Origin of the sequence: Comamonas koreensis, from assembly GCF_014076495.1 — a bacterium.
GTDB lineage: Bacteria > Pseudomonadota > Gammaproteobacteria > Burkholderiales > Burkholderiaceae_C > Comamonas > Comamonas squillarum.
In genome coordinates this window covers 4218672-4245541 of sequence record NZ_CP043575.1, presented here as the reverse complement: position 1 = coordinate 4245541, position 26870 = coordinate 4218672, and the positions used below count along the sequence as shown (strand labels likewise).

At 65.1% G+C, this 26870-nt stretch carries 26 protein-coding genes and 1 pseudogene; 11 read left to right on the top strand and 16 right to left on the bottom strand.

Annotated elements, in window-relative coordinates; genetic code table 11:
* Positions 1–74: 74 nt before the first annotated feature.
* From F0Q04_RS19375 to F0Q04_RS19355, 5 genes are all read right to left on the bottom strand, one after another.
* Positions 75–1562, bottom strand: coding sequence for a nucleobase:cation symporter-2 family protein (locus tag F0Q04_RS19375; RefSeq protein ID WP_116925807.1), 1488 nt, complete (start codon positions 1560–1562; stop codon positions 75–77).
* Between the two features lie 270 nt (positions 1563–1832).
* On the bottom strand, positions 1833–3104 hold the full coding sequence (locus F0Q04_RS19370; RefSeq protein WP_182342985.1) for a M20/M25/M40 family metallo-hydrolase: 1272 nt from the start codon (positions 3102–3104) through the stop codon (positions 1833–1835).
* The gene (gene uraD / locus F0Q04_RS19365; RefSeq protein WP_116925809.1) at positions 3101–4876 is read right to left on the bottom strand and encodes a 2-oxo-4-hydroxy-4-carboxy-5-ureidoimidazoline decarboxylase; all 1776 of its coding nucleotides are present in this window, start codon (positions 4874–4876) and stop codon (positions 3101–3103) included. The genes F0Q04_RS19370 and uraD overlap by 4 nt, the downstream gene beginning before the upstream one ends.
* Positions 4877–4943: 67 nt before the next feature.
* On the bottom strand, positions 4944–5903 hold the full coding sequence (gene puuE, locus F0Q04_RS19360) for an allantoinase PuuE (RefSeq protein WP_116925810.1): 960 nt from the start codon (positions 5901–5903) through the stop codon (positions 4944–4946).
* Positions 5900–6577 carry a GntR family transcriptional regulator gene (locus F0Q04_RS19355; RefSeq protein WP_182342983.1) on the bottom strand — a complete coding sequence of 226 codons (678 nt, stop codon included), beginning with the start codon at positions 6575–6577 and terminating at the stop codon, positions 5900–5902. The genes puuE and F0Q04_RS19355 overlap by 4 nt, the downstream gene beginning before the upstream one ends.
* 92 nt (positions 6578–6669) lie before the next feature.
* On the opposite strand from F0Q04_RS19355, the gene uraH reads away from it, so the two are divergent.
* Both uraH and F0Q04_RS19345 read left to right on the top strand, forming a co-directional pair.
* Positions 6670–7020, top strand: coding sequence for a hydroxyisourate hydrolase (uraH, locus tag F0Q04_RS19350; protein ID WP_021027040.1), 351 nt, complete (start codon positions 6670–6672; stop codon positions 7018–7020).
* A gap of 211 nt (positions 7021–7231) precedes the next feature.
* Positions 7232–7816: a YSC84-related protein gene (locus tag F0Q04_RS19345; protein WP_116925812.1), complete on the top strand. Its 585-nt coding sequence runs from the start codon at positions 7232–7234 to the stop codon at positions 7814–7816.
* 85 nt (positions 7817–7901) lie between these two features.
* Here the strand turns inward: F0Q04_RS19345 and F0Q04_RS24105 are convergent, their stop codons facing one another.
* The gene (locus F0Q04_RS24105; RefSeq protein ID WP_232539408.1) at positions 7902–8474 is read right to left on the bottom strand and encodes a hypothetical protein; all 573 of its coding nucleotides are present in this window, start codon (positions 8472–8474) and stop codon (positions 7902–7904) included.
* A 63-nt stretch (positions 8475–8537) separates the two neighbouring features.
* On the opposite strand from F0Q04_RS24105, the gene xdhC reads away from it, so the two are divergent.
* The 3 genes from xdhC to F0Q04_RS19325 all read left to right on the top strand — a co-directional run bounded on the left by xdhC (position 8538) and on the right by F0Q04_RS19325 (position 12478).
* Positions 8538–9353, top strand: a complete 816-nt coding sequence (gene xdhC / locus F0Q04_RS19335; RefSeq protein WP_182342981.1) for a xanthine dehydrogenase accessory protein XdhC — start codon at positions 8538–8540, stop codon at positions 9351–9353.
* A 339-nt stretch (positions 9354–9692) separates the two neighbouring features.
* A complete protein-coding gene (locus F0Q04_RS19330) occupies positions 9693–10931 on the top strand; it encodes a urate hydroxylase PuuD (protein WP_182342979.1) in 1239 nt (412 codons plus the stop codon).
* Between the two features lie 158 nt (positions 10932–11089).
* On the top strand, positions 11090–12478 hold the full coding sequence (locus F0Q04_RS19325; RefSeq protein ID WP_116925814.1) for a GntP family permease: 1389 nt from the start codon (positions 11090–11092) through the stop codon (positions 12476–12478).
* Positions 12479–12553: 75 nt separating this feature from the next.
* Here F0Q04_RS19325 and F0Q04_RS19320 read toward each other — a convergent pair whose 3' ends face one another.
* Together F0Q04_RS19320 and F0Q04_RS19315 are read right to left on the bottom strand one after the other, a co-directional pair.
* Complete coding sequence (locus tag F0Q04_RS19320; protein ID WP_116925815.1) at positions 12554–12754, bottom strand: hypothetical protein; 201 nt, start codon at positions 12752–12754, stop codon at positions 12554–12556.
* A gap of 220 nt (positions 12755–12974) precedes the next feature.
* On the bottom strand, positions 12975–14528 hold the full coding sequence (locus tag F0Q04_RS19315) for a fumarate hydratase (RefSeq protein WP_021024731.1): 1554 nt from the start codon (positions 14526–14528) through the stop codon (positions 12975–12977).
* Between the two features lie 341 nt (positions 14529–14869).
* Between F0Q04_RS19315 and fumC the strand changes: the two genes are divergently transcribed.
* Both fumC and F0Q04_RS19305 read left to right on the top strand, forming a co-directional pair.
* Positions 14870–16261, top strand: a complete 1392-nt coding sequence (gene fumC / locus F0Q04_RS19310; RefSeq protein ID WP_182342977.1) for a class II fumarate hydratase — start codon at positions 14870–14872, stop codon at positions 16259–16261.
* Between the two features lie 92 nt (positions 16262–16353).
* Entirely contained in the window at positions 16354–17208 is an 855-nt protein-coding gene (locus F0Q04_RS19305) for a hypothetical protein (protein WP_232539407.1), read from the top strand.
* 1 nt (position 17209) lies between these two features.
* Here the strand turns inward: F0Q04_RS19305 and F0Q04_RS19300 are convergent, their stop codons facing one another.
* On the bottom strand, positions 17210–18394 hold the full coding sequence (locus tag F0Q04_RS19300) for an MFS transporter (RefSeq protein ID WP_198424334.1): 1185 nt from the start codon (positions 18392–18394) through the stop codon (positions 17210–17212).
* A 109-nt stretch (positions 18395–18503) separates the two neighbouring features.
* Positions 18504–19535 carry a GlxA family transcriptional regulator gene (locus tag F0Q04_RS24230; RefSeq protein WP_182342975.1) on the bottom strand — a complete coding sequence of 344 codons (1032 nt, stop codon included), beginning with the start codon at positions 19533–19535 and terminating at the stop codon, positions 18504–18506.
* Between the two features lie 204 nt (positions 19536–19739).
* Here F0Q04_RS24230 and F0Q04_RS19290 point away from each other — a divergent pair, with 204 nt between their 5' ends.
* Positions 19740–20657: a Dyp-type peroxidase gene (locus tag F0Q04_RS19290; protein ID WP_182342973.1), complete on the top strand. Its 918-nt coding sequence runs from the start codon at positions 19740–19742 to the stop codon at positions 20655–20657.
* A gap of 4 nt (positions 20658–20661) precedes the next feature.
* On the opposite strand, the gene F0Q04_RS19285 is transcribed toward F0Q04_RS19290, so the two are convergent.
* The 6 genes from F0Q04_RS19285 to F0Q04_RS19260 form a co-directional block, all read right to left on the bottom strand.
* The gene (locus F0Q04_RS19285) at positions 20662–21138 is read right to left on the bottom strand and encodes a DUF2269 family protein (RefSeq protein ID WP_116925989.1); all 477 of its coding nucleotides are present in this window, start codon (positions 21136–21138) and stop codon (positions 20662–20664) included.
* Positions 21138–21545, bottom strand: coding sequence for a DoxX-like family protein (locus F0Q04_RS19280; protein ID WP_182342971.1), 408 nt, complete (start codon positions 21543–21545; stop codon positions 21138–21140). The genes F0Q04_RS19285 and F0Q04_RS19280 overlap by 1 nt, the downstream gene beginning before the upstream one ends.
* Positions 21542–22471 (bottom strand): NAD-dependent epimerase/dehydratase family protein, encoded by a 930-nt coding sequence (locus F0Q04_RS19275; RefSeq protein WP_182342969.1) that lies wholly within the window; start codon positions 22469–22471, stop codon positions 21542–21544. The genes F0Q04_RS19280 and F0Q04_RS19275 overlap by 4 nt, the downstream gene beginning before the upstream one ends.
* 42 nt (positions 22472–22513) lie before the next feature.
* On the bottom strand, positions 22514–23005 hold the full coding sequence (locus F0Q04_RS19270; RefSeq protein WP_182342967.1) for a thiol-disulfide oxidoreductase DCC family protein: 492 nt from the start codon (positions 23003–23005) through the stop codon (positions 22514–22516).
* Positions 23006–23089: 84 nt separating this feature from the next.
* On the bottom strand, positions 23090–23650 hold the full coding sequence (locus F0Q04_RS19265) for a GbsR/MarR family transcriptional regulator (protein WP_116925821.1): 561 nt from the start codon (positions 23648–23650) through the stop codon (positions 23090–23092).
* Between the two features lie 134 nt (positions 23651–23784).
* A complete protein-coding gene (locus F0Q04_RS19260) occupies positions 23785–24309 on the bottom strand; it encodes an FKBP-type peptidyl-prolyl cis-trans isomerase (RefSeq protein ID WP_021027081.1) in 525 nt (174 codons plus the stop codon).
* 53 nt (positions 24310–24362) lie between these two features.
* On the opposite strand from F0Q04_RS19260, the gene F0Q04_RS19255 reads away from it, so the two are divergent.
* The 3 genes and pseudogenes from F0Q04_RS19255 to F0Q04_RS24350 form a co-directional block, all read left to right on the top strand.
* A complete protein-coding gene (locus F0Q04_RS19255) occupies positions 24363–25511 on the top strand; it encodes a cupin domain-containing protein (RefSeq protein ID WP_182342965.1) in 1149 nt (382 codons plus the stop codon).
* Positions 25511–26035, top strand: coding sequence for a hypothetical protein (locus tag F0Q04_RS19250; RefSeq protein ID WP_182342963.1), 525 nt, complete (start codon positions 25511–25513; stop codon positions 26033–26035). Before F0Q04_RS19255 ends, F0Q04_RS19250 begins: the two co-directional genes overlap by 1 nt.
* A gap of 200 nt (positions 26036–26235) precedes the next feature.
* Positions 26236–26449 (top strand): annotated as a pseudogene (locus F0Q04_RS24350) (hypothetical protein); the annotation flags it as partial.
* Positions 26450–26870 lie beyond the last annotated feature (421 nt).

The window sequence follows — 26870 nt, the reverse complement described above, 5'->3', positions numbered from 1 at the left end:
CGGATGATAAAGGCGCAGGCTCACCCCTAGGGGGCAGTGGGCCTAAGTTTCGATGCTGCACCGCAGCAATCTTGTCAGTGGGCATCTGCTTGCTGCGCAGCCTTGATGATCTGGGCCTGGTCGAGTTTGGCGCCGTTGAAAAACAGGTTCAAGGCGACGGCACAGATGGAGGCGAGCAGGATGCCCGATTCGATCAGCGGGTGGATGGCGTGGGGCATCCATTGGCGGAACTGCGGTGCAATCAGTGGAATCATGCCCACGCCGATGGACACGGCAACGACCATGGCGTTGTAGCGGTTATGGCGGAAATCCACATTCGACAGGATGCGGATGCCGGTGGCAGCTACCATGCCGAACATGACGAGACCGGCGCCGCCCAGCACCATCGTGGGCAGCGATTCGACCAGCGCGCCCAGCTTGGGCAACACGCCCAAAATGATCAGGATAAAGCCGCCGGCCACGCAGACAAAGCGGCTCTGGATGCCGGTGACTGCCACCAGGCCCACGTTTTGCGAGAAGCTGGTGTAGGGGAAGGTGTTGAAGATGCCGCCCAGCAAGGTGCCCAGGCCATCGGTGCGCAGGCCCCGGGTCAGGTCGGCGGGGGTCACTTCCTTGTTGGTCATGTCACCCAGCGCCAGGAACATACCCACCGATTCGATCATCACGACGACCATCACCAGGGTCATCGTCAGGATCAGGATGGGGTCGAACACCGGCATCGCGATCTCGAACGGCATGACAAAGTCAAACCACTCGGCATGCGCGACTTTTTCATAGGTCATCAGGCCCATGGCCGAGGCCACGATGGCGCCGATGACAATGCCGGCCAGCACCGCAATATTGGCCATGAAGCCCTTGGCAAACTTGGTGATCAGCAGGATGGAGACGAGCACCAGCGCGGAGATGCCCACGCCGCTCAGGTCGGCATAGCGGGGGTTGGGCACGGACGGCAGGATGGCCAGGCCCTGCGGGATGGGCGGCAGCGCCGAGCCCGGCGCACCGGCGGCCATCTGGGCACTTTGCAGCCATTTGACATGCTCGGGGTTGGGCACGGAAGGCGCCGTGGGGCCGACCGGGTTGCCAAAGATCCAGTTGATGCCCACGCGCATCAGGCTGATGCCGATCACCGTGATGATGGTGCCGGTGACGACCGGCGGGAAGAACCGCAGCATGCGGCTGACCAGCGGTGAGATCAGGATCGATATGACCCCCGCGCCGATGACCGAGCCAAAGATGAGGCCCGCGCCATAGACGCCTCCTGTGGTCTGCGCCATCGAGATCATCGGCGCCACGCTGGCAAAGGTCACGCCCATCATCACCGGCAGCTTGATGCCAAACCAGCGGGTTGCTCCCCAGGCCTGGATCAAGGTGACCAGGCCGCAGACGAAGAGATCAGCAGAGATCAGCTTCGCTATCTGGTGCGAGTCGAGGTTGAGTGCGCGCCCTACTATCAGCGGCACCGCCACGGCCCCCGCGTACATGACCAGCACATGCTGCAAGCCCAAGGTGGTGAGGCGCCCCAGGGGCAGCACCTGGTCGACGGGGTGTTTGTCAGACTGCATCTTTATCACTCCTCATGCGGGGAATTTCTGACCAGAAAAGCCAGTGTTATGTCTTAAAAATCCATACAAAAAGTGTATACACATGCGCTGATGGCGCACCCCCCTGATTACCCTCAAGCCGCCACCATGCGACGGGGAGTGGCCGGTTGGATGCGCGTGGCTCGTTCACAAAAATGCCTGCCGCCACATGCAAAACCGCCCCCAGGCGCGGGGCCTGGGGGCGGTGGATGTAAAAACCGCTGAGGCGGCGCAGCCGGGCGCCGCGTTGGATCAGGCCAACAGATCGACCAGCGAGCGGGCGATGACCTTGGTGGCGCGGCGCAGGTCTTCCAGGTCCAGGCGCTCGTCGGCGCGCTTGGCATGGCTCTCCAGCACGGTGCGGGGGCCGGCGCCGTAGATCACGCCGGGAATGCCGCGCTCCACATAGAGGCGCACATCGGTGTAGAGCGGTGTGCCCACAGCCGGGGGCTTCTCGCCAAACACGGCTTCGCCATGGGTCTGGATGGCATCGACCAGCGGCTGGTTGCCCGCCAGCGGCGTCATCGCATTGGCCAGCAGCAGGCGCTTGATGTCGATGCGCACGGCGTCGTCACCCTGGTAGCCGCGCTCGCTGTTGAAGCGCTCCACCGCCTGGGCAATCACCTGGCGGATATGGGCCTCGACCTCGACCGGGTTCTCCTCGGGGATCATGCGGCGGTCGATCTTGAGCAGCACCTTGCCGGGGATCACATTGGTGTTGGTGCCCCCTTCAATGCGGCCAATGTTCAGGTAGGGGTGCTTGATGCCTGCGACTTTGGAGCTGACCTTTTGGTAGGCGGTGTTTTCCGCATACAGGTCGTTCATGATCGCGACGGTGGCCTGCAATGCATCCACCCCGGTGTGGGGCACGGCGGCATGGGCCATCTTGCCGTGCACGGTGATCTCCATCTGCAGGCAGCCATTGTGGGCGACGACCACTTCGTAGCTGAAGCCGGCAGCGACCATCAGGTCGGGCTTGGTCAGGCCTTTTTCGAGCAACCAGCCGGGGCCCAGCAGGCCGCCAAACTCTTCGTCATAGGTAAAGTGCAGCTCCACCGCGCCCTGGCTGGGCTTGGCCACGGCCTCCAGTGCGCGCAGCGCGTAGGTGAAGGTGGAGAAATCGCACTTGCTCACGGCAGCGGCGCGGCCGTAGAGCTTGCCGTCGACAATGCGGGCGCCATAGGGGTCATGGCTCCAGCCCTCACCGGGCGGCACCACATCGCCATGGGCGTTGAGCGCAATGGTGCGGCCCGAGCCAGCCGCGCCAAAGGGGCGGCGCACGATCAGATTGGTGATCGAGGTCATGCCATAGGCCTCGACATCGGCCTGGGGCACGACATGCTTTTCTGCGGTGTAGCCCATGGCCTGCAGCAGCTCGGCGGTGCGCTCGGCGTGCGGTGTGTTGTCGCCCGGGGGCGTGTCGGTAGGCACTTGCACCAGCTTCTGGAAGAACTGCACCTGCTCGTCAAAGTGCTGGTCGATCCACTGGTCCAGGGCGGCGTAGGTGGCGTTGTTCGTGGTCATACGGTTTCGTTTTCTAGTTGTTGAAGGACGTGGCTGAAGCTGTCGATCGCCAGTTGCATGTCATCGGCGGTCGAGGACTCCAGCGGGTTGTGGCTGATGCCGCTGTTGATGCCGCGCACAAAGAGCATGGCCTGGGGCATGATCTCGTGCAGCTTCATCGCATCATGGCCAGCGCCGCTGGGCATGCGAAACAGCGGCACGCCCTGGGCGGCCACGGCTTTCTCCCAGCGCTGCTGCCAGGCCGGTGCGCTGGGGGCCGCTGCGGCCTGCATGGTTTGCTCGGCGCGGTAGCGCAGGCCACGCTTGTGCGCAATCGCCTCCAATTGGCCCATCACATCGCGCACCAGCGCGTCGCGCTGCGGATCGGTGGGCGCGCGCATGTCGATGCTGAACTTGCACTGGCCGGGCACAACGTTGATCGAGCCGCTGGGCACTTCGAGCATGCCGACGGTGGCGACCGAATCGCCATCCTGCGCGGCGCGCTGCTCGGCATACAGCATCAGCTCGGCCACGCCACAGGCGGCATCGCGGCGGCGGTCCATCGGCGTGGTGCCGGCATGGCTGGCCATGCCCACCATTTCGCAGACATAGCGCGAGCTGCCGTTGATCGAGGTGACGATGCCCAGCGGAATATCCAGCTCGGTCAGCACCGGGCCCTGCTCAATGTGCACCTCGATAAAGCCCAGGTAATTGGATGCATCGCGCTGGATCTTGGGGATGTCGTCAATGCACAGGCCGGCATGCTGCATGGCTTCGCGCATCGTGATGCCGGCGGCATCGGCCTGGTCCAGCCACTGCGGGTTGAAGTGGCCGATCAATGCGCCTGAGCCCAGGAAGGTAGCCTTGTAGCGCTGGCCTTCTTCCTCCGCAAAGGCCACCACTTCGATGCCAAAGGGCAGGCGCTTGCCGGCGCGGTGCAACTCGCGCACGCAGGCCATCGGCACAAAGATGCCCAGGCGCCCGTCGTACTTGCCGCCGTTGCGCACGGTGTCGTAATGGCTGCCGGTGAGCAGGTACTTGCCGCCTTCCTGCGCGGGGCGGTAGCGGCCCACGACGTTGCCGACCGCATCGATCTCGACCTCGTCAAAACCGCTGTCGCGCATCCAGTGGCTGATGCGCTGGGCGCAGGCGCGGTGGGCATCGGTCAGGTAGGTGACGGTGAGCTGGCCTTTTTCGGCAAAGCCCTCGTCGCTGTGCTGGGCCAGGCGCTCCTGCCAGTCCCAGACATCATTGCCCAGCACCGGCTCGTAGCCGAATTTGTCGTTCAGGCGGATCTCGGCAATGCGGTGGATGTTGCGCAGCGCCTCGTTGCGCTCGAAATCGGGGTGGTGGTTCAAGCGCCGCGCAAAGGTGGCGATGATCTCCTGCTTAGCGAGGCCCAGGCCCCGTGGCCCGCGCACCGCCAGGATGAACGGAAAACCAAAGCGGGCGTTGTAGTCCGCATTGAGCTGCTGGATCTGCGCGAACTCCTCGGGCGTGCATTGCGTCAGGCCCGCGCGGTTTTGCTCCAGCGTGGACTCTGCCGTCAAGGTGTTGGCCACCATGGCCTTGCCCGCCAGCTCCGGGTGGGCGCGGATCAGGGCCAGCTGCGCATCGACCGGCGCCTGCGCCAGCACGCGCACCATCGCGTGCTTGAGCTGGGCGAGCGAGGCAAAGGGCCGCTGGGCCAGCGCGGCTTGGGCAATCCAGGGCGAGTGCTCGTACAGCCCATCGAGCATGGCCAGCGCCGCATCGGGCGTGGCTTGGTTGAGTTGTTCCAGGGTCAGGGCCATGTGTTTCCTATCGAATGGATGGGGTACTAGCGCTTCTTTTCGCTCGGGCGCGGCGCTGTGTCATCTTTCAAAGCGTGGGGGCGGGAAAGTGCTCGGCCCAGTGGCGGGCAATGTCGATGCGGCGGCAGACCCAGACGTTCTGGTGCTGTTGGATGTGGTCCAGAAAGCGCTGCAGCGCGGTGATGCGGCCCGGGCGGCCCAGCAGGCGGCAGTGCATGCCGATGCTCATCATCTTAGGGCGGTTCTCGCCAGCAGGGTCACCTTCGGCGTACAGCACATCAAAGCTGTCCTTGAGGTACTGGAAGAAGGGATCGGCGTGCGAGTAGCCCTGGGGCAGCGCAAAGCGCATGTCGTTGCAGTCCAGGGTGTAGGGAACGATCAGCTGGTGCGCGGCGCTGCCATCGCTCTTGCCGACCTTCATCCAGAAGGGCAGGTCGTCGCCGTAGTAGTCGCTGTCATAGGCAAAGCCGCCAAAATCGGCCACCAGGCGGTGGGTGTTGGGGCTATCGCGGCCGGTGTACCAGCCCAGGCCGTGGGTGCTGCGGCTGCCGTAGAGGCTGTGGAAGATGTCCATCGCCTGCTGCATATGGGCGCGCTCGACCTCTTCGGGCGTATTTTGGTAATGCACCCATTTGAGGCCGTGGCAGGCCACTTCATGGCCCAGATCGGAAAACGCCTGGGCCAGTTCGCGGTGTCGCTGCAAGGCCGTGGCCACGCCAAACACCGTCAGCGGCAGGCCGCGCTTTTCAAACTCGCGCAGCAGGCGCCAGACGCCGGCGCGCGAGCCGTATTCATAGATGCCATCCATGCTCATGTGGCGGTCCGGGTAAGAGGCCGGGTTGAACATCTCCGAGAGGAACTGCTCGCTGCCCGGGTCGCCGTGCAGCACATGGTTTTCGCCGCCTTCCTCGTAGTTCAGCACAAACTGCACGGCAATGCGTGCGCCCTGGGGCCACTGGGCATGGGGCAGATCGCGGCCGTAGCCGATCAGGTCGCGGGGGTAGGGGGTGGTAGCGTCGTAGGTCATAGCGTGATCGAGGACAGAGCCATGGATAAATCGTTGCTGGGAATCTCGCGTTCGAACTGCAGGCCTTGCTCCACATGCTCCAGGTGCGCGATCATCAGCTGCACGGCGCCTTCGGCATCCTTGCGGGCGAGGGCCTGCACAATCTCTTCGTGCTCCTCATGCGAGTGGGCAGCGGCGCTGGCCGACTGGTACATCAAGGTGATCAGCGCGCAGCGCGAGATCAGATCGCCCAGCAGCTGGGCCAGCACATCGTTGCCCATCAGCTCGGCCATGCGCACATGGAAGTCGCCCAGCAGCTCGGTGCGCTCGGTGACATCGGCGCGGTGCACGGCGGCAGCTTCCTGGCGCACATGCTCGCGCAAGACCTTGATCTGCTTGGGCGTGACGGTCTTCACAAAGCTGCGGGTCATCTGCGCTTCGAGCATCTTGCGCACGGCAAAGACCTGGCGCGCTTCGGTCACAGACGGGGTGGACACAAAGGCGCCGCGTGCGGGCTCCAGCGTGACCAGGTGGTTTTGCGACAGCTGGAACAGCGCCTGGCGCACTAGGGTGCGCGACACGCCAAAGTGGTCCGCGAGTTTTTGCTCGGCCAGCTTGGTGCCCGGCAGCAACCGGTGCTCGACGATGGCACGGGTCAGGGCTTGGGCAATGGTGGACGTTGAGGTGGATTCCATGTCAGGATAGTAGGCCGAATGACAAAAAGTGTATACACTTTTAGTGCACATCACCAGTCCGATCTTACCCAGAATCATCAGGAGATTTACCTATGGGCCTGAGCACCCACGTTCTCGATACGATGCACGGCTGCCCCGCTGCGGGCATGGACATTGCGCTGTACGCCACCGATGGCGGCGAAGCGCGCCTCATCCGCCGCGAAACCCTGAACCACGACGGCCGCACCCAGACCCCGTTGTTTGACAATGCGACGCTGCGCCCCGGCACCTACCGCCTGAGCTTTGAAGTGGCGGCCTACTTTGCCGCCAAAGGCGTGGAGCTGCCCAGCCCCAACTTTTTGAACCAGGTGAACCTGGACTTTGGCGTGGCCCATGCGGACCAGCACTACCACGTGCCGCTGCTGGTCAGCCCCTGGAGCTATTCGACGTACCGGGGGTCTTGAGGCGGGGCGAGGGCGGGTGGGGCATTGGGGTAGGCGGCTGCCCTTGACCTGTCTCAAACGCGCATCGCCAAAACTGTAGGCCGAAGCCGCAAGTTGCGGCTGCGGCCTTCCAGCGTCATCGGGGATGGCTACTATTTGCTCCTAGGCGCACCGCAGGATTCACAGCGGTGCCAACCTGATCGATATAACAGCAAATTTCATAGGAGTAGGTATGCAACGTTTTTCTATGCGCACCCTGGGTGTCGCCGCTGCAGTGGTTGCCGGCGCTCTGTCGATGGCGGCCTGCACGGTCACCAAGCCTGAAACCAGCAATGCGCCTCGTGCCGATGAGACGTCGGTAGACGCCCGCGCCAACGCCGCGCTCGAGCGCCTGTACCAGACCGCTCCTGGCTCCAAGGACCTGGTCGCACGCTCCAAGGGCGTGCTGGTGTTCCCATCAGTGATTGGCGGCAGCTTTGTGGTGGGCGTGGAGCACGGCCGCGGCGTGCTGCGCGTGGGCAGCCGCAGCGACAGCTACTACAGCACCACGGGCGCGTCGATCGGCTGGCAGGCCGGTGGCCAGTCCAAGGCCGTCATCTATGTGTTCAACACGCCTGAAGCGCTGGCGAAGTTCCGCGACAGCAATGGCTGGTCCGTGGGTGCAGATGCCACCGTGGCCGCAGGCCGCGTAGGCGCCAATGGCAGCATCGACACCACCTCGGCCCAGGCCCCGGTGACCAGCTTTGTGCTGAACAATGCCGGCCTGGAAGCGGGCGTGTCGCTGCAAGGCGCCAAGATCACCAAGATCAAGGAATAAAGCAGCGCCCACCGCGCCTGCAAAGCACAAACCGGCCAGCAGGCCGGTTTTTTTTGCGCTTGTCGCACCTGTCCTATGCCAGCCTTTATTGCTGGCCTTCGCTCAAGGTATGCAGCTGGAACTTGCCCGAGGCATCCCAGAGCCAGGTCTCGGTGTAGGAGACCATGACCTCGCCGTGGCGCAAATGCTGGGGGGCGGGAAAGGGCGCAGCGGCTTGCACCAGCGCCTCAATCAGTGGCGGCACCTCCTGGGCCTGCGCGGGCTCGCGCATCCAGTTCATGTCCTGGATATGGCCGTCTTCGTCGAGCAAGAGCTCCAGCACGCCAATGGCATAGAGCATGGGCGGCAGCATGCCAGGGTAGATGCGATCGGCGTAGCGTTCATACAGGTGCTGGGCACACTGCTTGCGGTAGGCCTCGTCGGCGACCGGGTTGAGGACGGAGTCCTGCCCATCGGCTTGCGGGGACCATTGGGGCATGCGCGCGCCGGGCAACTGGGTCAGCACCGAGAGATAACTGTCCTGGTCGTCCTCCTGCTCGGCGGCATGGGGCGGCTTGGCGCTGCCCCTTGCCTGTGCAGGTGTTCGCGACGGGTGCGGTATACGAAAAAGCGTATGCCAAAGTCGTGACAGCAGGGAGGTGGAGGGTCGATCGCTCATGGTACAAATCCGTCTATAGCGGACCTGCAGTATGGCAGGCCGATCTTCATCATGGAACAAGGCATGCCCGTTCTGCAGCAATTATTGGCGCGCCTGGCGACGCAGGAGGCCTGTCTGGTACAAGTGGCGTCGACCCAGGGGTCGGCTCCGCGCGATGCCGGCGCCTGGATGGCCGTGTTTGCGCAGGACCAACTGGGCACGATTGGCGGTGGCCACCTGGAGTGGCAGGCCGCCAACAAGGCCCGCAATCTGCTGGCCAGCGGCGGCGCCCCGCAGAGCGAGCGCTTTGCGCTGGGCCCGCGCCTGGGCCAATGCTGCGGCGGTGTGGTGCATCTGCGTTTTCAGCGGATTGGACAGGCTGACCGCGAACCGCTGGCGCAGCAGCTGGCGCCTGAGTGCAGCCCCGTGGCGGTGTTTGGCGCGGGCCATGTGGGCGCAGCGCTGGTGCAGGTGCTGAGCAACCTGCCGCTTGCCATCACCTGGGTGGACAGCCGCGAGGCGCTGTTTCCGCCCGCGTTGCCGGCCCATGTGCAGACTGAGTACTCCGACCCCATCGAGCGCGCGGTAGCTGACCTGGCGCCGCGCAGCAGTGTGTTCATCCTCACCCACGACCACCAGCAGGACCTGCAGATCACCCAGGCCTGCCTGCAGCGCCAGCGCAACAGCGGCGATCTGGACCTGATCGGGCTCATTGGCAGTGCTACCAAGCGCGCCAGCTTTGCGCACCGGCTGACCGAGCGGGGTTTTGCCGATGCGGAGTTTGCCCGCATCACCTGCCCGATCGGGCTGCCGGGCATCCAGGGCAAGGCGCCGGAGGTGATTGCCATTGCGGTGGCCGCGCAGCTTTTGCAGCATCTGCAGCGAACGCAGCATGCCTGATGTGGCTTGCCCCCCGGGCAGGAGCCATGCATGCGGTGTAGAGGCCACCTGCAGCGGGTTTGCTGCGTTGCATCAGGGTTTTATCTAGGGGCTGTGCAGCTTTTTGCCGACCTTTGGGTGGCAGAAATTGCATACACTTTGAGTCTACAAAAGGTCGCAGCGGTGCCCCGGTCATCCCGATGATGGCTGTGGATTGCGGCCTGTCTGCTGCTCAGATCGCCCGCCGTGGTGAGCAGGTTCAACAAGTGGCCGGTGCCTCCACGCTGGCTGCTTGATGAGGAGAGCGGGCATCACCCCTCCCTCGCACTGGCAGACCCCACGCTGCCAAGGATGAGAGCAATGGAAGGCTATATCCTCGATTGGGCGAACCTGTTGTTGCGCTGGCTGCATGTGATCACAGCCATTGCCTGGGTCGGTTCGTCGTTCTATTTTGTGTTTCTCGACAGCAGCCTGACCCCGCCCGAAGACGAAGACCTGAAAAAGCAGGGCGTCAGCGGCGAGCTCTGGGCCGTGCATGGCGGCGGCTTCTACCACCCTGTCAAGTTCAATGTCTCGCCGCCCAAGCTGCCCGACCACCTGCACTGGTTCTACTGGGAGAGCTACACCACCTGGCTGTCGGGCTTTGCGCTCCTGACGGTGTCCTACCTCTGGAACGCCAATATCTACCTGGTCAACCCGGCCGACCCCAATGCGATGAGCGCGCCGCTGGCGGTGTTCACGGCGCTGAGCTTTCTGGCGGTGTTCTGGCTGCTCTATGACGGCATCTGCCGCGTGTTTGGTTTCAAAAAGCATGGCGATGCGATTGTGGGCGCCATGGTGCTGGTGCTGGTCTGCATTGCCGCGTATCTCGCCTGCCATATCTTCCCGGGCCAGGCAGCCTTCTTGCTGATGGGCGCGATGCTGGCCACCTCGATGAGCGCGAACGTGTTCTTCTGGATCATCCCGGGCCAGCGCACCGTGGTGCGGGCGCTCAAGAATGGCGACCCGGTCGACCCCATCTACGGCAAGCGCGGCAAGCAGCGCAGTGTGCACAACTCCTATTTCACGTTGCCGGTGCTGTTTGCGATGCTGTCCAACCACTACGGCTGGCTCTACAACCAGAAGTACAACTGGCTGGTGCTCATCGGCATGATGTTTGCCGGCGCGGCCATTCGCCAGTTCTTTGTGCTGCGCCACGGCCACAAGCTCGGCCGCAACAAGCACCCCTGGCCTTATGCGCTGATCGGGGTGCTGGTGATTCTGGGCGTGATCGCCTGGCTGCGCCCCGGCCCCAAGCCCGCAGCAGCCGCTGCGCCCGCATCGGCCCCTGCGAGCCAGCCCGCAGCTGGCGCCGTGCCCTATGGTGAGGTGGCCAAGGTGTTTGCCCAGCACTGCGTGCTGTGCCACAGCGCCACGGGCCTGGCGCAAAAGAATGTGAAGCTCGACAGCCCCGGCGAGGTGGCCCAGCACACCCAGCAGATCTACCAGCAGGTGGTGGTGCTGCGCAAGATGCCCTTTGGCAACCCCGAGGGGTTGAGTGCCGACGAGCGCGATCTGGTCAAGCGCTGGTTTGAATCCGGCGCCTCTACCGCGCCTTGATGGCGGGTGGCAGGGAGCGGGGCGGCCGCCCCGCCCGCCGAAATCCGACTACAGCCTGGGGTGGCTGATCGGCGTAGGATGGGAGGGTTGGGGCATGCCCAAGCCCCTCTTTGCGGTGGGTGGCTGGGGATGCGTGTCACAAATCCACATCTTCTCGCATGTCAAATTTCGATATCCAATTGCTGCTGACCGCCTTGGTGAGCGTGCTGGTGCTGGTGGCGCTGATTGTTTCGCGCATCCGCATGCACCCCTTGCTGGCCTTGCTGATCGTCTGTATCGGTGTGGGCTTTGCCACCGGCATGGCGCCGGGCGACATTGCCAAGAACATCACCAACGGCGCGGGCAAGACCCTGGGCGCGGTCGGCGTGGTGATTGCCTTGGGCGCGATGCTCGGCAAGATCCTGGCCGACTCGGGCACCACCGAGCGCCTGGCCAGCGCCATTCTGCGCCACACCTCGGACCGCATGATCCCCTGGGCGATGACCCTGGTGGCCTTCATCATCGGCATCCCGATGTTCTTCGAGGTGGGCCTGGTGGTGATGCTGCCGCTGATCTTCAGCGTGGCGCGCAAGCTCGAGAGCCGCGAAAACTTCAAGGGCTCGGCCTATGTCTATGTGGGCGTGCCGGTGATTGCGGCACTCGCCTCGATGCACGGCATGGTGCCGCCCCATCCTGGCCCGCTGACCGCGATTGCCACCTTGAAGACCACGGTCGGCCCGACGATGCTCTACGGCTTTTTGGCCGCCTTGCCCGCGATGGTGCTGGGCGGGCCGCTGTACGGCGCCTTCATCACCCCGCGCATGACGACCCGGCCTGAGCAGGCGCTGCTCGACCAGTTCACCGAAGCGAAGCCCGACAGCGGCAAGGACCAGCCGGGCATCGCGATGGGCGTGCTGTCTGCCCTGCTGCCTGCGCTGCTGATGCTCGCCCATGCGCTGGCCGAGATGGCCTTGCCCAAGGGCTCGGCCCTGCTGCAGGTGGCCAGCTTTCTGGGCAACCCGCTGATTGCAATGCTGCTGGGCGTGCTGTTTGCCGCCTTCACCCTGGTCTACCTGCGCGGCGGCGATGCCGAAAAGCTGCGTGACACCCTGGGCGCCAGCCTCAAGCCGATTGCCGGCATCATCATGATCATTGCTGGCGGCGGCGCTTTCCAGCAGGTGCTGACCAGCGCCAAGGTGGGCGACGCCATCGTGCACCTGACGCACCAGTTTGCATTTCCGCCGCTGGTGCTGGGCTGGCTCATTGCGATGCTGCTGTCGGTCTCGACCGGCTCGGCCACCGTGGGCATCGTGGGTGCGGCCGGTTTGCTCGCGCCGCTCGCCGCTGCCGACCCCAGCCTGAACCTGCCTTTGCTGGCGCTGTCGATTGGCTGCGGCTCGCTGTTCTTCAACTATGCCAACCATGCCGGTTTCTGGATGGTCAAGGAATCCTTTGGCATGACCATGGGGGAGGCAACGCGCACGATCACCGTGGTGCAGTCCATCGTCTCGTTTGTGGGCCTGTTGATGGTGCTGCTGTTCAACACCTTGCCGGCGCTGGGCGGCTAGCGCCTTTTCCCATAAGCAAAAGGGCCGCAGCAGCAATGCTGGCGGCCCATTTTGTTGCGCCCAAGGGCGCGGCGCTCAGTCGGCCGGCTTGTCTTGCGCAGGCGCGCCGCTGCTGTCCGCGCCGGTCGCTGGCTCCTGCTCGGGGGCGTCGCCATCAGCGCCATCAGGTGTGTCCGAGGCATGCCCGCTGGCCTTGCGCAGGGCTTTTTCTTCCTTTTTCTTCTTCTTTTCCAGCTCACGCTGGCGCTTTTCATACTGGTAATTCGGCTTGGCCATGTTTTTTGTTCCTTATCGGTGTGCAGCCTCCACCATACAGCATGCGCCGTACTCGGGGCGCCGCCATAGGATTGTTTGAAGGCCGCGATGGGTAAAGTGGGCGGTTTGGGGGCCTGGCCGAGGCGGTCAGGATGTCGGCACTGCTCCCACCGGCTGGGAATGCGGGGAGCGGGCAGCAAAAAACCGCCCGAAGGCGGTTCTGGGGAGCGGTGCCGGGCGATCAGGCGCCTGCCACTTCAATGCCCTTGAATTCACCGGTGGCGATCTTTTCCTTCCAGATCGCCGGGCCGGTGATATGGGCGCTGGTGCCGCCGGCATCCACGGCCACGGTCACGGGCATGTCGACCACGTCGAATTCATAGATCGCTTCCATGCCCAGATCGGCAAAACCGACCACCTTGGCCTGCTTGATGGCCTTGGAGACCAGATAAGCGGCGCCGCCCACGGCCATCAGGTAGGCCGACTTGTGGTTCTTGATCGCTTCGATGGCGACCGGGCCACGCTCGGACTTGCCGATCATCGCGATCAGGCCGGTCTGCGACAGCATCATGTCGGTGAACTTGTCCATGCGGGTGGCGGTGGTCGGGCCGGCGGGGCCGACAACTTCGTCACGCACCGGGTCCACCGGGCCCACGTAGTAGATCACGCGGTTGCTGAAGTCGACGGGCAGTGGCTCGCCCTTGGCCAGCATGTCCTGGATGCGCTTGTGCGCAGCGTCGCGGCCGGTCAGCATCTTGCCGTTGAGCAAGAGGGTGTCGCCCGGCTTCCAGCTGGCCACTTCTTCCTTGGTCAGCGTGTTCAGGTCCACGCGCTTGGACTTGTTGTAGTCTGGCGCCCAGTCGATCTTGGGCCAGGTGTCCAGCGATGGGGGATCGAGGTATACGGGGCCGGAGCCGTCCATCACGAAATGGGCGTGGCGGGTGGCGGCGCAGTTGGGGATCATCGCCACGGGCTTGGAGGCCGCGTGCGTGGGGTACATGTTGATCTTGACGTCCAGCACGGTGGTGAGGCCGCCCAGGCCCTGGGCGCCAATACCGAGGGCATTGACCTTCTCGAACAGCTCCAGACGCAGCTTTTCCACCTGGTCGAGCTCGGCACCGCTGGCAGCTTTTTGCTGCAGCTCGTACATGTCGAGGTCTTCCATCAGGCTTTCCTTGGCCAGCAGCACGGCCTTTTCAGCGGTGCCGCCAATGCCGATGCCCAGCATGCCCGGTGGGCACCAGCCCGCGCCCATGGTCGGCACGGTCTTGAGCACCCAGTCCACAATGCTGTCGCTGGGGTTCATCATGATCATCTTGGACTTGTTCTCCGAGCCGCCGCCCTTGGCCGCCACGGTCACATCCAGCTTGTCGCCCGGCACGATCTGCACATTGATGACGGCAGGCGTGTTGTCCTTGGTGTTCTTGCGGGCGAACTGGGGATCGGCCACCACGGAGGCGCGCAAGGTGTTGTCGGGGTGGTTGTAGCCCCGGCGCACGCCTTCGTTGATCGCGTCTTCCAGGCCCATCGTGAAGTCTTCCCACTTCACGTCCATGCCCACCTTCAGGAACACGTTGACGATGCCGGTGTCCTGGCAGATGGGGCGCTGGCCGGTGGCGCTCATCTTGGAGTTGGTCAGGATCTGGGCCATCGCATCCTTGGCCGCCGGGCTTTGCTCGCGCTCATAGGCCCGTGCCAGGTGCTGGATGAAATCCGGTGTGTGGTAGTAGCTGATGTACTGCAGGGCGCCCGCGATCGAGTCGATCAGGTCCTGCTGACGGATGGAGGTGGTCATCGTGCTTGTGGGGTGGGTTTTGGATTGCGCAAGGCTATGGTGCCGTTGGCGCTCGGTATCACGGGGGCAATTATCGGCCTTTCGCCAGGCCGGTGGTGGCAAATGCCCGATAAGTCTTCTAGAAGACTCAGGTGTCGAGATGGTGCAAGAGCATGCGCCCAGTATGGCTGCTTGATGCAGATGAGAACGGCTGTCATTGCCTGCGTTAGGATGCGATGCTGCGCCCGCTTTGCCGCAAAGCGGGCGGCATCCTATTTACGAATCCTGCGGCCCACCAGCCACATGCTTACCAGCCAGACGAGCCGCGTTGCAATTGTTGAGATACAAGGAGTGATCCAGACATGACAGCTACCCGCCAGGAAAAAGACACCTTCGGCCTGATCGACGTGCCGGCCGACAAACTCTGGGGTGCCCAGACGCAGCGCTCGCTGCAGAACTTTGACATCAGCGGCGAGAAGCAGCCCGGCGAGATCATCCACGCGCTGGCGCAGGTGAAAAAGGCCAGTGCCACCGTCAACGACGCGCTGGGCCTGCTCGACGAGAAGAAGGCCAAGGCCATCAATGCGGCGGCCGACGAGGTGATTGCCGGCCAGCACCCCGATGAGTTCCCGCTGGTGGTCTGGCAGACCGGCTCGGGCACGCAGACCAATATGAACGTCAACGAAGTGCTGGCCAACCGCGCCAGCGAGCTGCTGGGCGGCGAGCGCGGTGAGTCGCGCCTGGTGCACCCCAATGACGAGGTGAACAAAAGCCAGTCCAGCAACGACGTCTACCCCACCGCCATGCATGTGGCCGCCGTCACCGCCATCGAGCGCAAGCTGCTGCCCGCGCTGGAAAAGCTGCGCCGCACCCTGCAGGCCAAGAGCGAGGCCTTCAACGACATCGTCAAGATCGGCCGCACCCATTTGCAGGATGCGACGCCGCTGACCCTGGGCCAGGAGATCTCCGGCTGGGTGGCCCAGCTCGAACACGGCGCCAAGCACATCAAGTCGGCGCTGCCCCATTTGTATGAACTGGCGCTGGGCGGCACGGCTGTGGGCACGGGCCTCAACGCCCCCAAGGGCTATGCCGAGGGTGTGGCCCAAGAGCTGGCCAAGCTGACCGGCTACCCCTTCATCACCTCGCCCAACAAGTTCGAATCGCTGGGTTCCTGCGACGCGCTGGTGTTTGGCCATGGCGCCCTCAAGACGCTGGCCGCCAGCCTGATGAAGATCGCCAACGATGTGCGCTGGCTGGCATCGGGCCCGCGCAGCGGCCTGGGCGAGATCTCCATCCCCGAGAACGAGCCGGGCTCGTCGATCATGCCGGGCAAGGTCAACCCCACGCAGTGCGAAGCGATGACCATGCTCTGCGCCCAGGTGTTTGGCAATGACGCGGCGATCAACGTGGGCGGTGCCTCGGGCAACTTTGAGCTCAACGTGTTCCGCCCCATGGTGGCGCACAACTTCCTGCAAAGCGTGCGCCTGCTGGCCGATGGCATGGTGAGCTTCAACGACCACTGCGCCGTGGGCATCGAGCCCAACCGCGAGCGCATCACCGAGCTGGTCAGCCGCTCGCTGATGCTGGTGACCGCCCTGAACACCCATATCGGCTACGACAAGGCGGCCTATATTGCGAAGAAGGCGCACAAGGAAGGCAGCAGCCTGCGCGATGCGGCCGTGGCCAGCGGCCATGTGACCGCCGAGCAGTTTGACCAGTGGGTCGTGCCCGAGCACATGGTGGGCAATCTGTAAGCGTCTAGACGCTTGAACGTTCCAGGGCCCGCATGACTGCGGGCCTTGTGCTTTTACACTGGCGGTTTCTGCCTTTTCCCTTTGGACCATTCATGCCCTCAGCGCCCATGCAGTCGTTGACCGCCAACTCCCAGCCAGGTGAAGGCTTGGTGGTCGGTGGCCTGGATATCCATGTGCTGGCCCAGGCGCTGGGCGTGCCGGTGTTCCAGACTCCCTGGCACATGCCGCAGTACGAGTTGGGCGAGCAGGGCGCCTGGCGGCTGCTGCGCGGCGGCATGGGGCTGGACAGGGGTTACTACAGCGGCAGCTGCGTCTATGGGGCCTCAACCGCGCTGTTGCGCCAGAACGCACAAGGCGGCTGGGACACGTGGATGTCGCTGTCGCCTTTCGAGATCGAGAGCCAGGAGCTGGCCTGCCGCCATGCGCATGGCCACACGGTGGTCATGGGCCTGGGGATGGGATGGGTGACGGCCAATATAGCGCTGAACCCGTCCGTGGAGCGGGTCACCGTGGTCGAGCGTGATCCAGAGGTGATCGCGCTGTTCCAGCGTATGCAGGTGCTGGAAGGCTTGCAGGCAGATGTCGCCGCCAAGATCCATATCGTGCAAGCCGATGCGCTGCAGTGGCGACCGGCGCCGCAGCAGCCGGTGGACTTTCTGTATGCCGATATCTGGCTGCAACTGGCCGAGCCCCAGGCGCTGGCCGAAGTGCGGCAGATGCAGGCAAATGTGCAGGCGAGCCTGCTGTATTTCTGGGGCCAGGAGTGGGTGCTGGCTGGGCCCTTGCAAGCCCTTTGGGGCAGCCCAGCCTGGGCTGATGCGCTGGCACAGGCGCTAGCCGACACGCGCCTGCCCTTGCTCAGCGCCGTGGACGGCGGATTTGCCCCCTGGGTGGAGCGCATCTGGCGTGAGCGCCTGGCACGCACGCCTGCTTCAAGCATTCGGTGATCTAGGCCCGCGCCCGCGCCGCCCAGGCCGAGCGGCTGCCTTGCCAGGCCAGCAGCGCCAGGGTCAATAGCATTGCCACATTCACGGCCTGCCAGCCCAGGGTCTGGATCAGCACGCCGCAGCTGAGCGACATCAGTGCGGCGCTGCCGTTGTTGCTCCACTCCATCATCGGCTGGGCCTGGGGGCGCTCCTCGGGGCTGCAGGCCTGGTTCAGCAAGCTGGTGCCGGCGAGGATCATCAGGTTCCAGCCGGCGCCCAGCAGCAAGGAGCTGAGCAAGAACGGTACAAATTCCGTGCCGATCAGCGCCACGCCTGCGCTGGCGGCCAGCAGCGCCGCGCCCAGCCAGGCCAGGCGCCGCGCGCCAAAGCGGTCCACCGCGCGGCCCGCAAACAAGGACGGCGCAAACATGCCCAGCACATGCCACTGGATCACCTGGGTGGAGCTGGCCAGCGAGTGGCCCGCGCCATGCATGGCCAGCGGGGTAGCGTTCATCACCAGCACCATCAGCCCATGGCCGCAGGCGCTCAGCACAATGGCCTGGCGCAGCGCAGGGCGCTGCCACAACTGGCGCCGCGAGATGGCGGGCTGGCCAGCAGCCTTGGCCTGCATCGGCAGGTGCAGGCGTGGCGGCAGGCATTGCAGCAGCGCGCAGGCCAGCAAGGCCAGCACGGCAATCGCCAGGTAGGCGCCGGCCAGCGGTGTGGCCAGGGCGCCTGCGGTGTGGATGGCCAGGCTGGGGGCGAGCAGGGCGGCCGCCATGCCCCCTGCCAGCACCCAGGCTGCGGCACGGCCGCTGTGCTCGGCCGGCATGCCGTCCAGCGCGGTGAAACGGTAAAAACCGGCCGAGGCCTGGTAGCCACCCAGCAGCAGCATTGCCAGGCAAAACAGCCCAAAGCTCGCCTGCACCACCGCCCAGGCCGCCAGCAGCCCCGCTGCGACCCCCAGCAGTGCGCCACCCTGCAGGCCCCGGGCGCGGCCATGCCGCTGCATCCAGCGGGCCAGTGGGCCAATCGACAGCAGATTGCCCGCCACCAGCAAGGTCAGCGGCACCGTGGCCAGCACCGGCCAGGGCGCCAGCTGCTGGCCCACGAGGCCCGTGAGCGCAATGCCGATGATGGAGCAGGACCAGTACAGCGCTTGCGCGATGCTGAGGGTGAGCAGTTGGGGATGGCGTTGGAGCAGCATGGGCGGTGATTTGGGAATAACGGGGCGTGTGGGCGCTGCCGGGCAGCATCGGCTGTCCGGATCGCATGGTTTGGGCGGGAGGATTCAGCCGCTTAGTGGCGGGCGCTGGTTAACCCACGCCAAAGCGCTCGGCAAAGGCCTGGGGGCTGACGGCCAAGGTCTTGTGAAAGCTGCGGCGCAGGTTTTCCGGGTGGCCAAAGCCGCACAGCTGCGCCACCGTGGAGACGGAGGCCTGACGCTGGCTGAGCAAGGTGGTGGCGGCCTGCAGCCGCACGCGTTCCACATAGCGGGCCGGCGTGGTGCCCAGCTCTTGCTGGAACACCCGCGCCAAGGTGCGCGGCGGCAGGCAGGCCTGCGCGGCCAGCTGCTCCACACCCAGGCGCTCGCCCAGGTGGCCGGGAATCCATTCAAGCAGGCCAGCCAGGCGCGGCGCCTGCGTGGTCTCGGCTGCCAGCAGTGGGCTGAACTGCGCCTGGCCGCCGGGCCGGCGCACAAACATTACCAAGTGGCGGGCGACGGCCAGCGCCATGCTGCGGCCCAGGTCGGCTTCGACGAGGCTCAGCGCCAGGTCGATGCCCGAGGTCACCCCCGCCGATGTGAAGATATGGCGCTGCTGCGGATGGCTGGCATCAAAGGTGTGCAGCCGGTCGCCATCGACCTGGATGGGGCGCTCCATCGCCGCGAGCTCGGCCAGGCGGCACCAGTGGGTGGTGGCAGGCAGGCCATCGAGCAGGCCGGCGCGCGCCAGGATCAACGCACCCGAGCAGACCGAGCCCAGGCGCTGCACCTGGGGCGCCGTGCGCTGCAGCCATTGGCGCAGGCCGCTGTGGTGCTGCACATCGACCACGCCATCGCCCCCCGGCACCAGCACCGTGCTGTTGGCGCCCGGGCGCAGCTGGCCCAGGCCCTCGGTGGCGATGGTCTGCAAACCGCAGGACAAGGTCACCGGCCCGGCCTCCAGCCCGGCAAAGACCAACTGGTAGAAGGCAGGCAGGCCCTGGCGCTGGCGCACATCGTTGGCGGTGGCAAACACCTGCATGGGCCCGGTGATGTCCAGGCTCATCGCGCGCGGGTAGGCAATGCAGATGACGTGGTGGCCGGGCTGGGCGCTGTGGGCGGCGGTGGTGCGGGATGGAGACATGCGCACAGTGTGCATGCAGCGCGATGTGGCAGCAATGACATTGATCGCACAGATTCTGCCAAGCTGCGGCTCAAGCGCAACAGCTATGGCAGTGATTGGGCAATGCAAACGGCCAAGCGCGGAGTTTGTAGGACAGCTGCGCGACAATAGCCGATTGCCATCCAACCGCCAAGACGCAGCGGCACAGCTGCGCGTCCCCATACGATGACCGCTTTGAACCAACCCGGAATCCTGCTGGCGCTGCCAGCTGCCAGCCGCTACCAACTCTGGAAACTCTCGGGCGACGCCCCGGCCGTGCGCGCCGCGCTGGCGCGCCTGCAGCAATGGGCCGATGGCGAGCAGGCTGTCGTCTGCATTGGCCAGCCGGTGGCCGATCTGCTGGGCGTGCAGGTGCCGGGCCTGCGCAATTTTCCGGCCATCAACGGGCCCCAAGGCCCGCTGGCGCTGACGCCCCATGCGCTGTGCCTGTGGCTGCGCGGCAATGACCAGGGCGATCTGCTGCGTCTGTCGCGCGAGGCCGCTGCGCTGCTGGCGCCGGCCTTCAGCCGCGAGAAGGTGGTCGATTGCTTCCGCCATGGGTGGAACGGCAAGGACGCGGTGCGCGATCTGACCGGCTATGAAGACGGCACCGAAAACCCCCAGGACGATGACGCCGTGCATGCCGCCATTGCCGATGGCATGGGCCCGGGGCTGGATGGCGGCAGCTACTTTGCCGTGCAGCAGTGGCTGCATGACATGGACGCCTTTGCCCGCATGAGCGCCTTGCAAAAGGACCACATGATTGGCCGCCGCCTGAGCGACAACGAGGAGCTGGACGACGCGCCCGAGTCGGCCCACGTCAAGCGCACTGCGCAGGAGAGCTTCGAGCCCGAAGCCTTTATCCTGCGCCGCAATATGCCCTGGTGGAAGGTGCAGCCCGATGGCAGCGACGCCGTGGGCGCCATCTTTGCCGGTTTTGGCCGCAGCTTTGAGGCCTTTGAGGCGCAGATGCGCCGCATGGCGGGCGAGGAAGACGGCATTGCCGACGGCCTGTTCCAGATGTCCAACCCGGTCACCAATGCCTACTACTGGTGCCCGCCGATGCGGGACGGGCGCATTGATCTGCGCGCGCTGGGTTTGTAAAACGCTAGTTCCAAAGCGTGGGTTTGTTGACCATCAGGTAGTACACGCCCAGCATCGCCACAAAGGCCGGGTAGCCCAGCGCTTCCCAGCGCCCGGCCAGGCGCCGGTAGGCGTCGGGCAGCGGCAGGCCCTGGGCATCGGCCTGGGCGGCCATGTGGGCCATGCGGATCTGCATGGCCACCACTGGCAACCAGCACAGGCCTGCTAGCACATACAGTGCCATCGACAAGAGCAGCCAGGGCGTGTGCCAGGGCCAGCCGGCCATCGCCATCAGCGCCCAGCCGCTGATCGGCTGGATGATGACCGCTGGCGTCGTGAACCACCAGTCGGCCCGCACCACCAGGCGGCTGACCACGGCCTGGGCCGCTACATTGCCGCTGCGGTTGGCAAAGAACATATAGAACGCCGAGCCAAAGCCGGTGCCGACCATCAGCACGCTCGACAGGATATGCAGGGTTTTGAGCAGCAAATAGGTGTTCATCATCGGCTCCGTCCGTCGCGGGCGCTGCTTTGCCACAGCAGCCACAGCGCAGCGGCAATCGGCAGGTTCTTGGACAAGGGGCCCAGCGGGTGCAGCCACAGGCTGGGCAGCAGGGTGGTGGCGGCCAGGGTCATCGCCAGCATCGCTGCCAACGATGCGGCATAGGCCCTGCGCCCGGGCCGGCACAGCAGCCACAGACCCAGCAGCAGATCCAGCGCAGCGCCGCCGCCTATCAGCCAGGCTTGCAGGCGAGGATCAGCAATGCCGCCCGCTACCAAGAGCGCGGTGCTGTCGCCCTGCCACTGCAGCCAGCTGGCTGCGGCCGTCCACAGCCAGACGGCGACCAAGCTCAGGCGCAATAGCTGCAAGGGCTGCTGCATGGGCTGAGCGCGGGGCGGGGTGGTCATGCGCGGCTTTCGGGCGATGGGTGGGCTGCCGGGTTGCGGATCAGGGCCAGCATCTGCGCCGGATCGGTGGGCGCACGCCCCAGCCACTGGGCCATTGGCGCGGGGTCGCAGCAGTTGTCCAGCGATGCCAGTTGCAGTGAGACACTGCACCAGGGGCTGGTGGGTACTGCATCGCCCAGGCGTGCACTGGCCTGGGTGGCCCAGCCGGGCAGGCGCAGCTGCAGCGCCTTGCTGCGGCCCGCTTGCTGGCGCAGGCTGGTAATCATCTGCGCCATGCTGAGGCGCTGGGGCCCGCCCAGCAGCACAACGCCGGTGGTGGGCGATTGCAGCAGCCGCACCATCACCTCGGCCAACTCGTCAACGGCGACCGGCTGCATCAGGCGCTGCTGCATCACCGCTGGCAGCACCAGCACCGGCAGCAGCGCCAGGCGCATGAACAGCTGGGTGCTGGCGCCTTGCGCGCCGATGACGATGCTGGGCCGCACGACGATGCCTTCGAGCTGGCCCTGCGCGGTCAGCGCCAGCAAATGGGCATCGGCCGCACGCTTGGTGCGGGCGTAATCGGTGTCGTTGCTCTCCACCCCCAGGGCCGAGAGCTGCATCACGCGCCGCACGCCCGCCTGGGCGCAGGCATCGAACAGCGCTTGCGGGCTGGTCTGGTGCAGCGCCTGCAAGGATGCGCCGTTGGGCCCGGGCTGGTCGCGCAGGCTGCCCACCGCGTTGATGACCATGTCCACGCCTTGCAGATAGGGCAGCCAATCGGACGGCTGCTGCATCTTGCCAAACTGCAGCGGCGGCTGCGAGCGCCTGCTGGCTGCGATAACCCGCAGGCCCAGGGCGCGCAGATGGCGCGCCAGCGCCTGGCCGATAAAGCCCTGGCCGCCGCAGAGCAGGACGGTGGGTTGGGGAGCATTGGGGGTATGCATGGTCTCTCCTGATGGTCAAGGGCGTTGGGGGTTGCAGCGCGTTTAGCGCGGGCGGTCGATGTCGCAGGCATCGCTGCCGCGTGCGCAGGCCTCGCTGCGCGCTGCGGCCTGCCGGGCCTGGCGCCGTACGGTGCATTGCAGGCCCTGCTCCAGTACCCAGGCCATCGGGGCCAGCGGCAGGCGGTAGCGGTTGCGGGCCAGCAGCGGGTAGAGCGTGTCCAGTGCACCGGCCACCAGCGGCAGCCCGGCCAGCCGGGGCACCCAGTCCCAGCCCACGCCCAGGTAGGCGCGCGTCAGGCAATCGACGCCGGTGTAGACCTGGCCGTCGGCCCCCACGCCATGGATGGACTGCATCAGCGCGGCCTTGTCGGCCGGGGCCTGGCTCAGATCGGCGGTGCTGGCATCGACAAAGAGGAGCTTGCCCGCGCGGTTGCGCAGCATCAGATGGCGCATCTCGGCATTGCACATGCGGCAGCTGGCGTCGTAGTAGATCGTCAGCGGAAACTGGGTGGCAAAACTGTCACGGCGGGGCATATGCTGTCCTTTCAATATTTCTGTCAAAACAGAAATAAATGGGTCAAAAAAAGGCCGGTGCCTGTCGGGCGCGGCCGCTGTGTCTCAGGGTTTGCTCAGCGCCTCGGGCTCCTGCGCGGCAGGTGTGCCACGCACAAAGCGCTGCACGGTCGCGCCCAAGGTCAGGATCTTGTCCAGGGTGGCGGGCGAGAGCCGCAGCATCTCGTCGCTCCAGGCGCCCAGCTTTTGCATCAACTCCAGGGTCGCCAGGATACGGTCCTGGCCATCGGGGCTTTCGCGGGCAAAGTCGGGGCTGTTGACCAAGGACTGCAGCAGGCGGGTGGTGGGGTCGAACTCCCGCTCCTTGCGCTCCCGCACGATGGTTCGGAGGAGCTCCCAGACATCGACACTGGTCTCGAAATAGTCGCGCCGGTCGCCCAGCACATGCGTCACCCGCACCAGCTGCCAGGATTGCAGCTCCTTCAAGCTGTTGCTGACATTGGAGCGCGCCACATTCAAGGTCTCGCTCAGCTGCTCGGCATTGAGCGGCTTGCCCAGCACAAACAGCAGCGCATGGATTTGCGAGACCGTGCGGTTGACGCCCCACAGCGATCCCATCTCGCCCCAGTGCAGCACAAATTGTTGTTGGATGTCGGTCATTTGCATGGGTGAATTCTAGGGCTTCATTTATTTCTGTCAAGACAGAAATTAAGATGCAATAAAAAGGCCATCGCGGATGGATGGCCTTGGTTTGGGTTGTTTTGCTGGCGGTCTGGTGACAGATGCAGCCAGCGCCGTGCTCAGTGCAGCAGGTTATTGCCTGGCGCCTGGGGTTGCACGCGGAAAAAGCCGGTGCCGCAGGTGCCCGTGCCGATCTCTTCTTCGGTCGCCTCGCGCACGGCAGCCACCTGGATGTCCAGGCGAATGGCGATGCCGGCCAGCGGGTGGTTGCCGTCCAGCACCACATGCTCGGGGTAGAGCTCGGTGACGGTGTAGATCATGTCGCGCGGCGCATCGGGGTTGGTGCCCTGGGGCAGGGCATGGCCTTCGATGGTCATGCCTTCTTCCAGATCGGCGGGGAAGAGCGCGCGCGATTCCAGAAAGACTTTTTCTTCATCGTAATCGCCAAAGGCATCTTCGGGCTCCAGGTGCAGCTGCACGCGGCTACCCACGGTATGGCCTTGCAGCGCCTGCTCCACGCGCGCCAGCAGATCCTGGCCTCCGACCAGGAATTCCACGGGCTCGTCGAGCACATCCAGGGTCTCGCCCAAAGTGTCTTTCAGCGTCCAGGTCAGTGCGACCACGCATTGATCAATGATTTCCATAGGACAATTGTCGCAGTTTGGGCCCGGGCGCCCAGAGGATTACCGAGAAAGCCATGCAAATCGAACAAGCACTGCCTCTGCTGGGGGGCATCTCCCCGGCCCAGTTCATGCGCCGTTACTGGCAGAAAAAACCACTGCTGGTGCGCGGCGCCGTCAGCGACTGGAAGGACCTGCAGTTGCCGCTGCCGCGCAGCGAGCTGTTTGCGCTGGCCGGCGAGGAGGGTGTTGAGTCGCGCCTGATCCAGCACAAGGCGGGCGCCTGGACGGTCAAGCACGGGCCTTTCAGCCGTCGCGCGATCCCCTCGCTCAAGACGCCGGAGTGGACCTTGCTGTTGCAGGGCCTGGATCTGCACAGTGACGCCGCCCATGCGCTGCTGCAGCGTTTTGCCTTTGTGCCGGCCGCGCGCCTCGATGACCTGATGGTCAGCTACGCCAGCGATGGCGGCGGCGTGGGCCCGCATTTCGACAGCTATGACGTGTTCTTGCTGCAGGCCCATGGCAAGCGCCGCTGGCGCATCGGCAAGCAAAAGAACCTGGCGCTGAAGGACGGCATTCCGCTCAAGATCCTGGCCGAGTTCGAAGCGCAAGAGGAGTATGTGCTCGAGCCCGGCGACATGCTCTACCTGCCGCCGCGCTACGCGCATGACGGTGTGGCCGAAGGCGAGTGCATGACGTATTCGATCGGCTTTCGCTCGCCCGCGCAGCAGGAGCTGGCCGGCGAGCTGCTGATGCGCATGTCCGAGAGCGACGAGATGGACGAGGTCAACGCCAAGGCCGCCTCGCCAATCTACCAGGACCCCAAGCAGACGGCGGTGCAGGCGCCCGGCGCGATACCGCCTGCGATGCTGGACTTTGCCCGCGCGGCGATCGAAAAGCGCCTGGCCGAGCCGCTGGCGCTGGCCCGTGCGCTGGGCGAGGCGCTGACCGAGCCCAAGGCCAATGTCTGGTTCGAGCCCGAGGACTCGCCCGCCATGCTCGAAGCCGTGGCGCTGGACCGCAAGACCCGCATGGTGTACGACGAGCACCATGTCTTCATCAATGGCGAGAGCTACCGCGCCGCAGGCCGTGACTTCAGCCTGATGAAGAAACTCGCCGATGGCCGCCACCTGGACCGGCGCGACATCAGCGGCGCCAGCGACGATGCCTTGCAGCTGCTGTCGCAGTGGTGCGAGGACGGCTGGGCCCACGCGGTGCCGCAGTGATGGCCAGCGCCAGCCCAGCCCCCGCAGCATCGCAGCCTGCAGGCGGCCTGAGTGGCCGTTTTGAGGGCCGGGCTGCGTTCGATGCGCAGGTGCTGCATTTTCTGCAGCAGGCCGCTGTGCAGGGCTGGCGCCAGGTCATCGTCGCTGACACGGATTTTGCCGACTGGCCCTGGGGCAGCGCCGATGCGGTGGAGTTGCTGCACCAATGGGCGCGCCAGGGCGGGCAGATGACGGTGCTGGCCCACCGCTTTGACCGCCTGGTGCAGCGCCACCCGCGCTGGGTGCAATGGCGCAGGACCTGGGACCACCGCCTGCAGTGCCGCAGGCTGCTCAGCCGCGACGAGGCGCAGGTCCCCAGCGCGCTGTGGTCGCCCCAGTGGGCCGTGCAGCGCCTCGATGCGGCGCGCTGCGTGGGCGTGGCCAGTGCCGAGCGCAGCGCCATCGTGCCCTTGGGCGAGCGCCTGCAGGAGTGGATCCGCTCGGCCAGCACGCCGGACTTTGCCGCGACGGTGCTGGGTTTGTAGGCCATTGTTGACAAGCGTGTCTTTCGTTGCTGCGCGGCAACGAAAGACATACGCCTGGCATAGTCAGCCAGACCGGGTAATCCCTATAATTCATTTCAGACGCTCAGGCGTTAATTACTTTGTGCTACGCACTCTTGGCCCGGGCGTTCTGTTTGCCCTGGCCCGTTCCACAAAAATCCACCGTCGTTAGGAATATCCAAATGAAGAAATCCCTTGTTATCGCATCGTTGATGGCTGCTGTTGCTCTGGCTGCTTGCGGCAAGAAGGAAGAAGCTGCTGTGCCCGCACCAGCACCTGCGCCCGTGGAAGCGCCTGCACCTGCACCGGCACCTGCTGTTGAAGCTGCCAAGGATGCCGCCAACGCTGCAGCTGACGCTGCCAAGGACGCTGCTGCCGATGCCAGCGCTGCTGCTTCGAAGGCTGCCGACGCTACCAAGGAAGCTGCTGGCAATGCCGTCGATGCGACCAAGGACGCAGCCCACAACGCTGCTGAAGCCGCCAAGGACGCAGGCGCTGCTGCCGCTGACGCTGCCAAGTCGGCTGCTGACGCTGCTGCCAACGCCGCTACCGCTGCCAAGGAATCGGTGAGCAAGTAAGCGCTGAGCCGCTGGCCTGGTGGATGCCGGGCCTGCGCTGCAGACTTGCCTGAACGAGCCCGTGCTTTGCACGGGCTTTTTATTGGCGCGCGCGGGGTGCATTGCGAGCAGCCGCTGGCATGGCTCTGAAGTCAATGTCCCTGGCTGCCCACAGTCCATTCCATAGCCCGCGCCCATGAAAAAAGCCACTGCGGCTGCGCAGTGGCTTCGGGGGTGTTGCGGTACACGGCCAGGTCAGG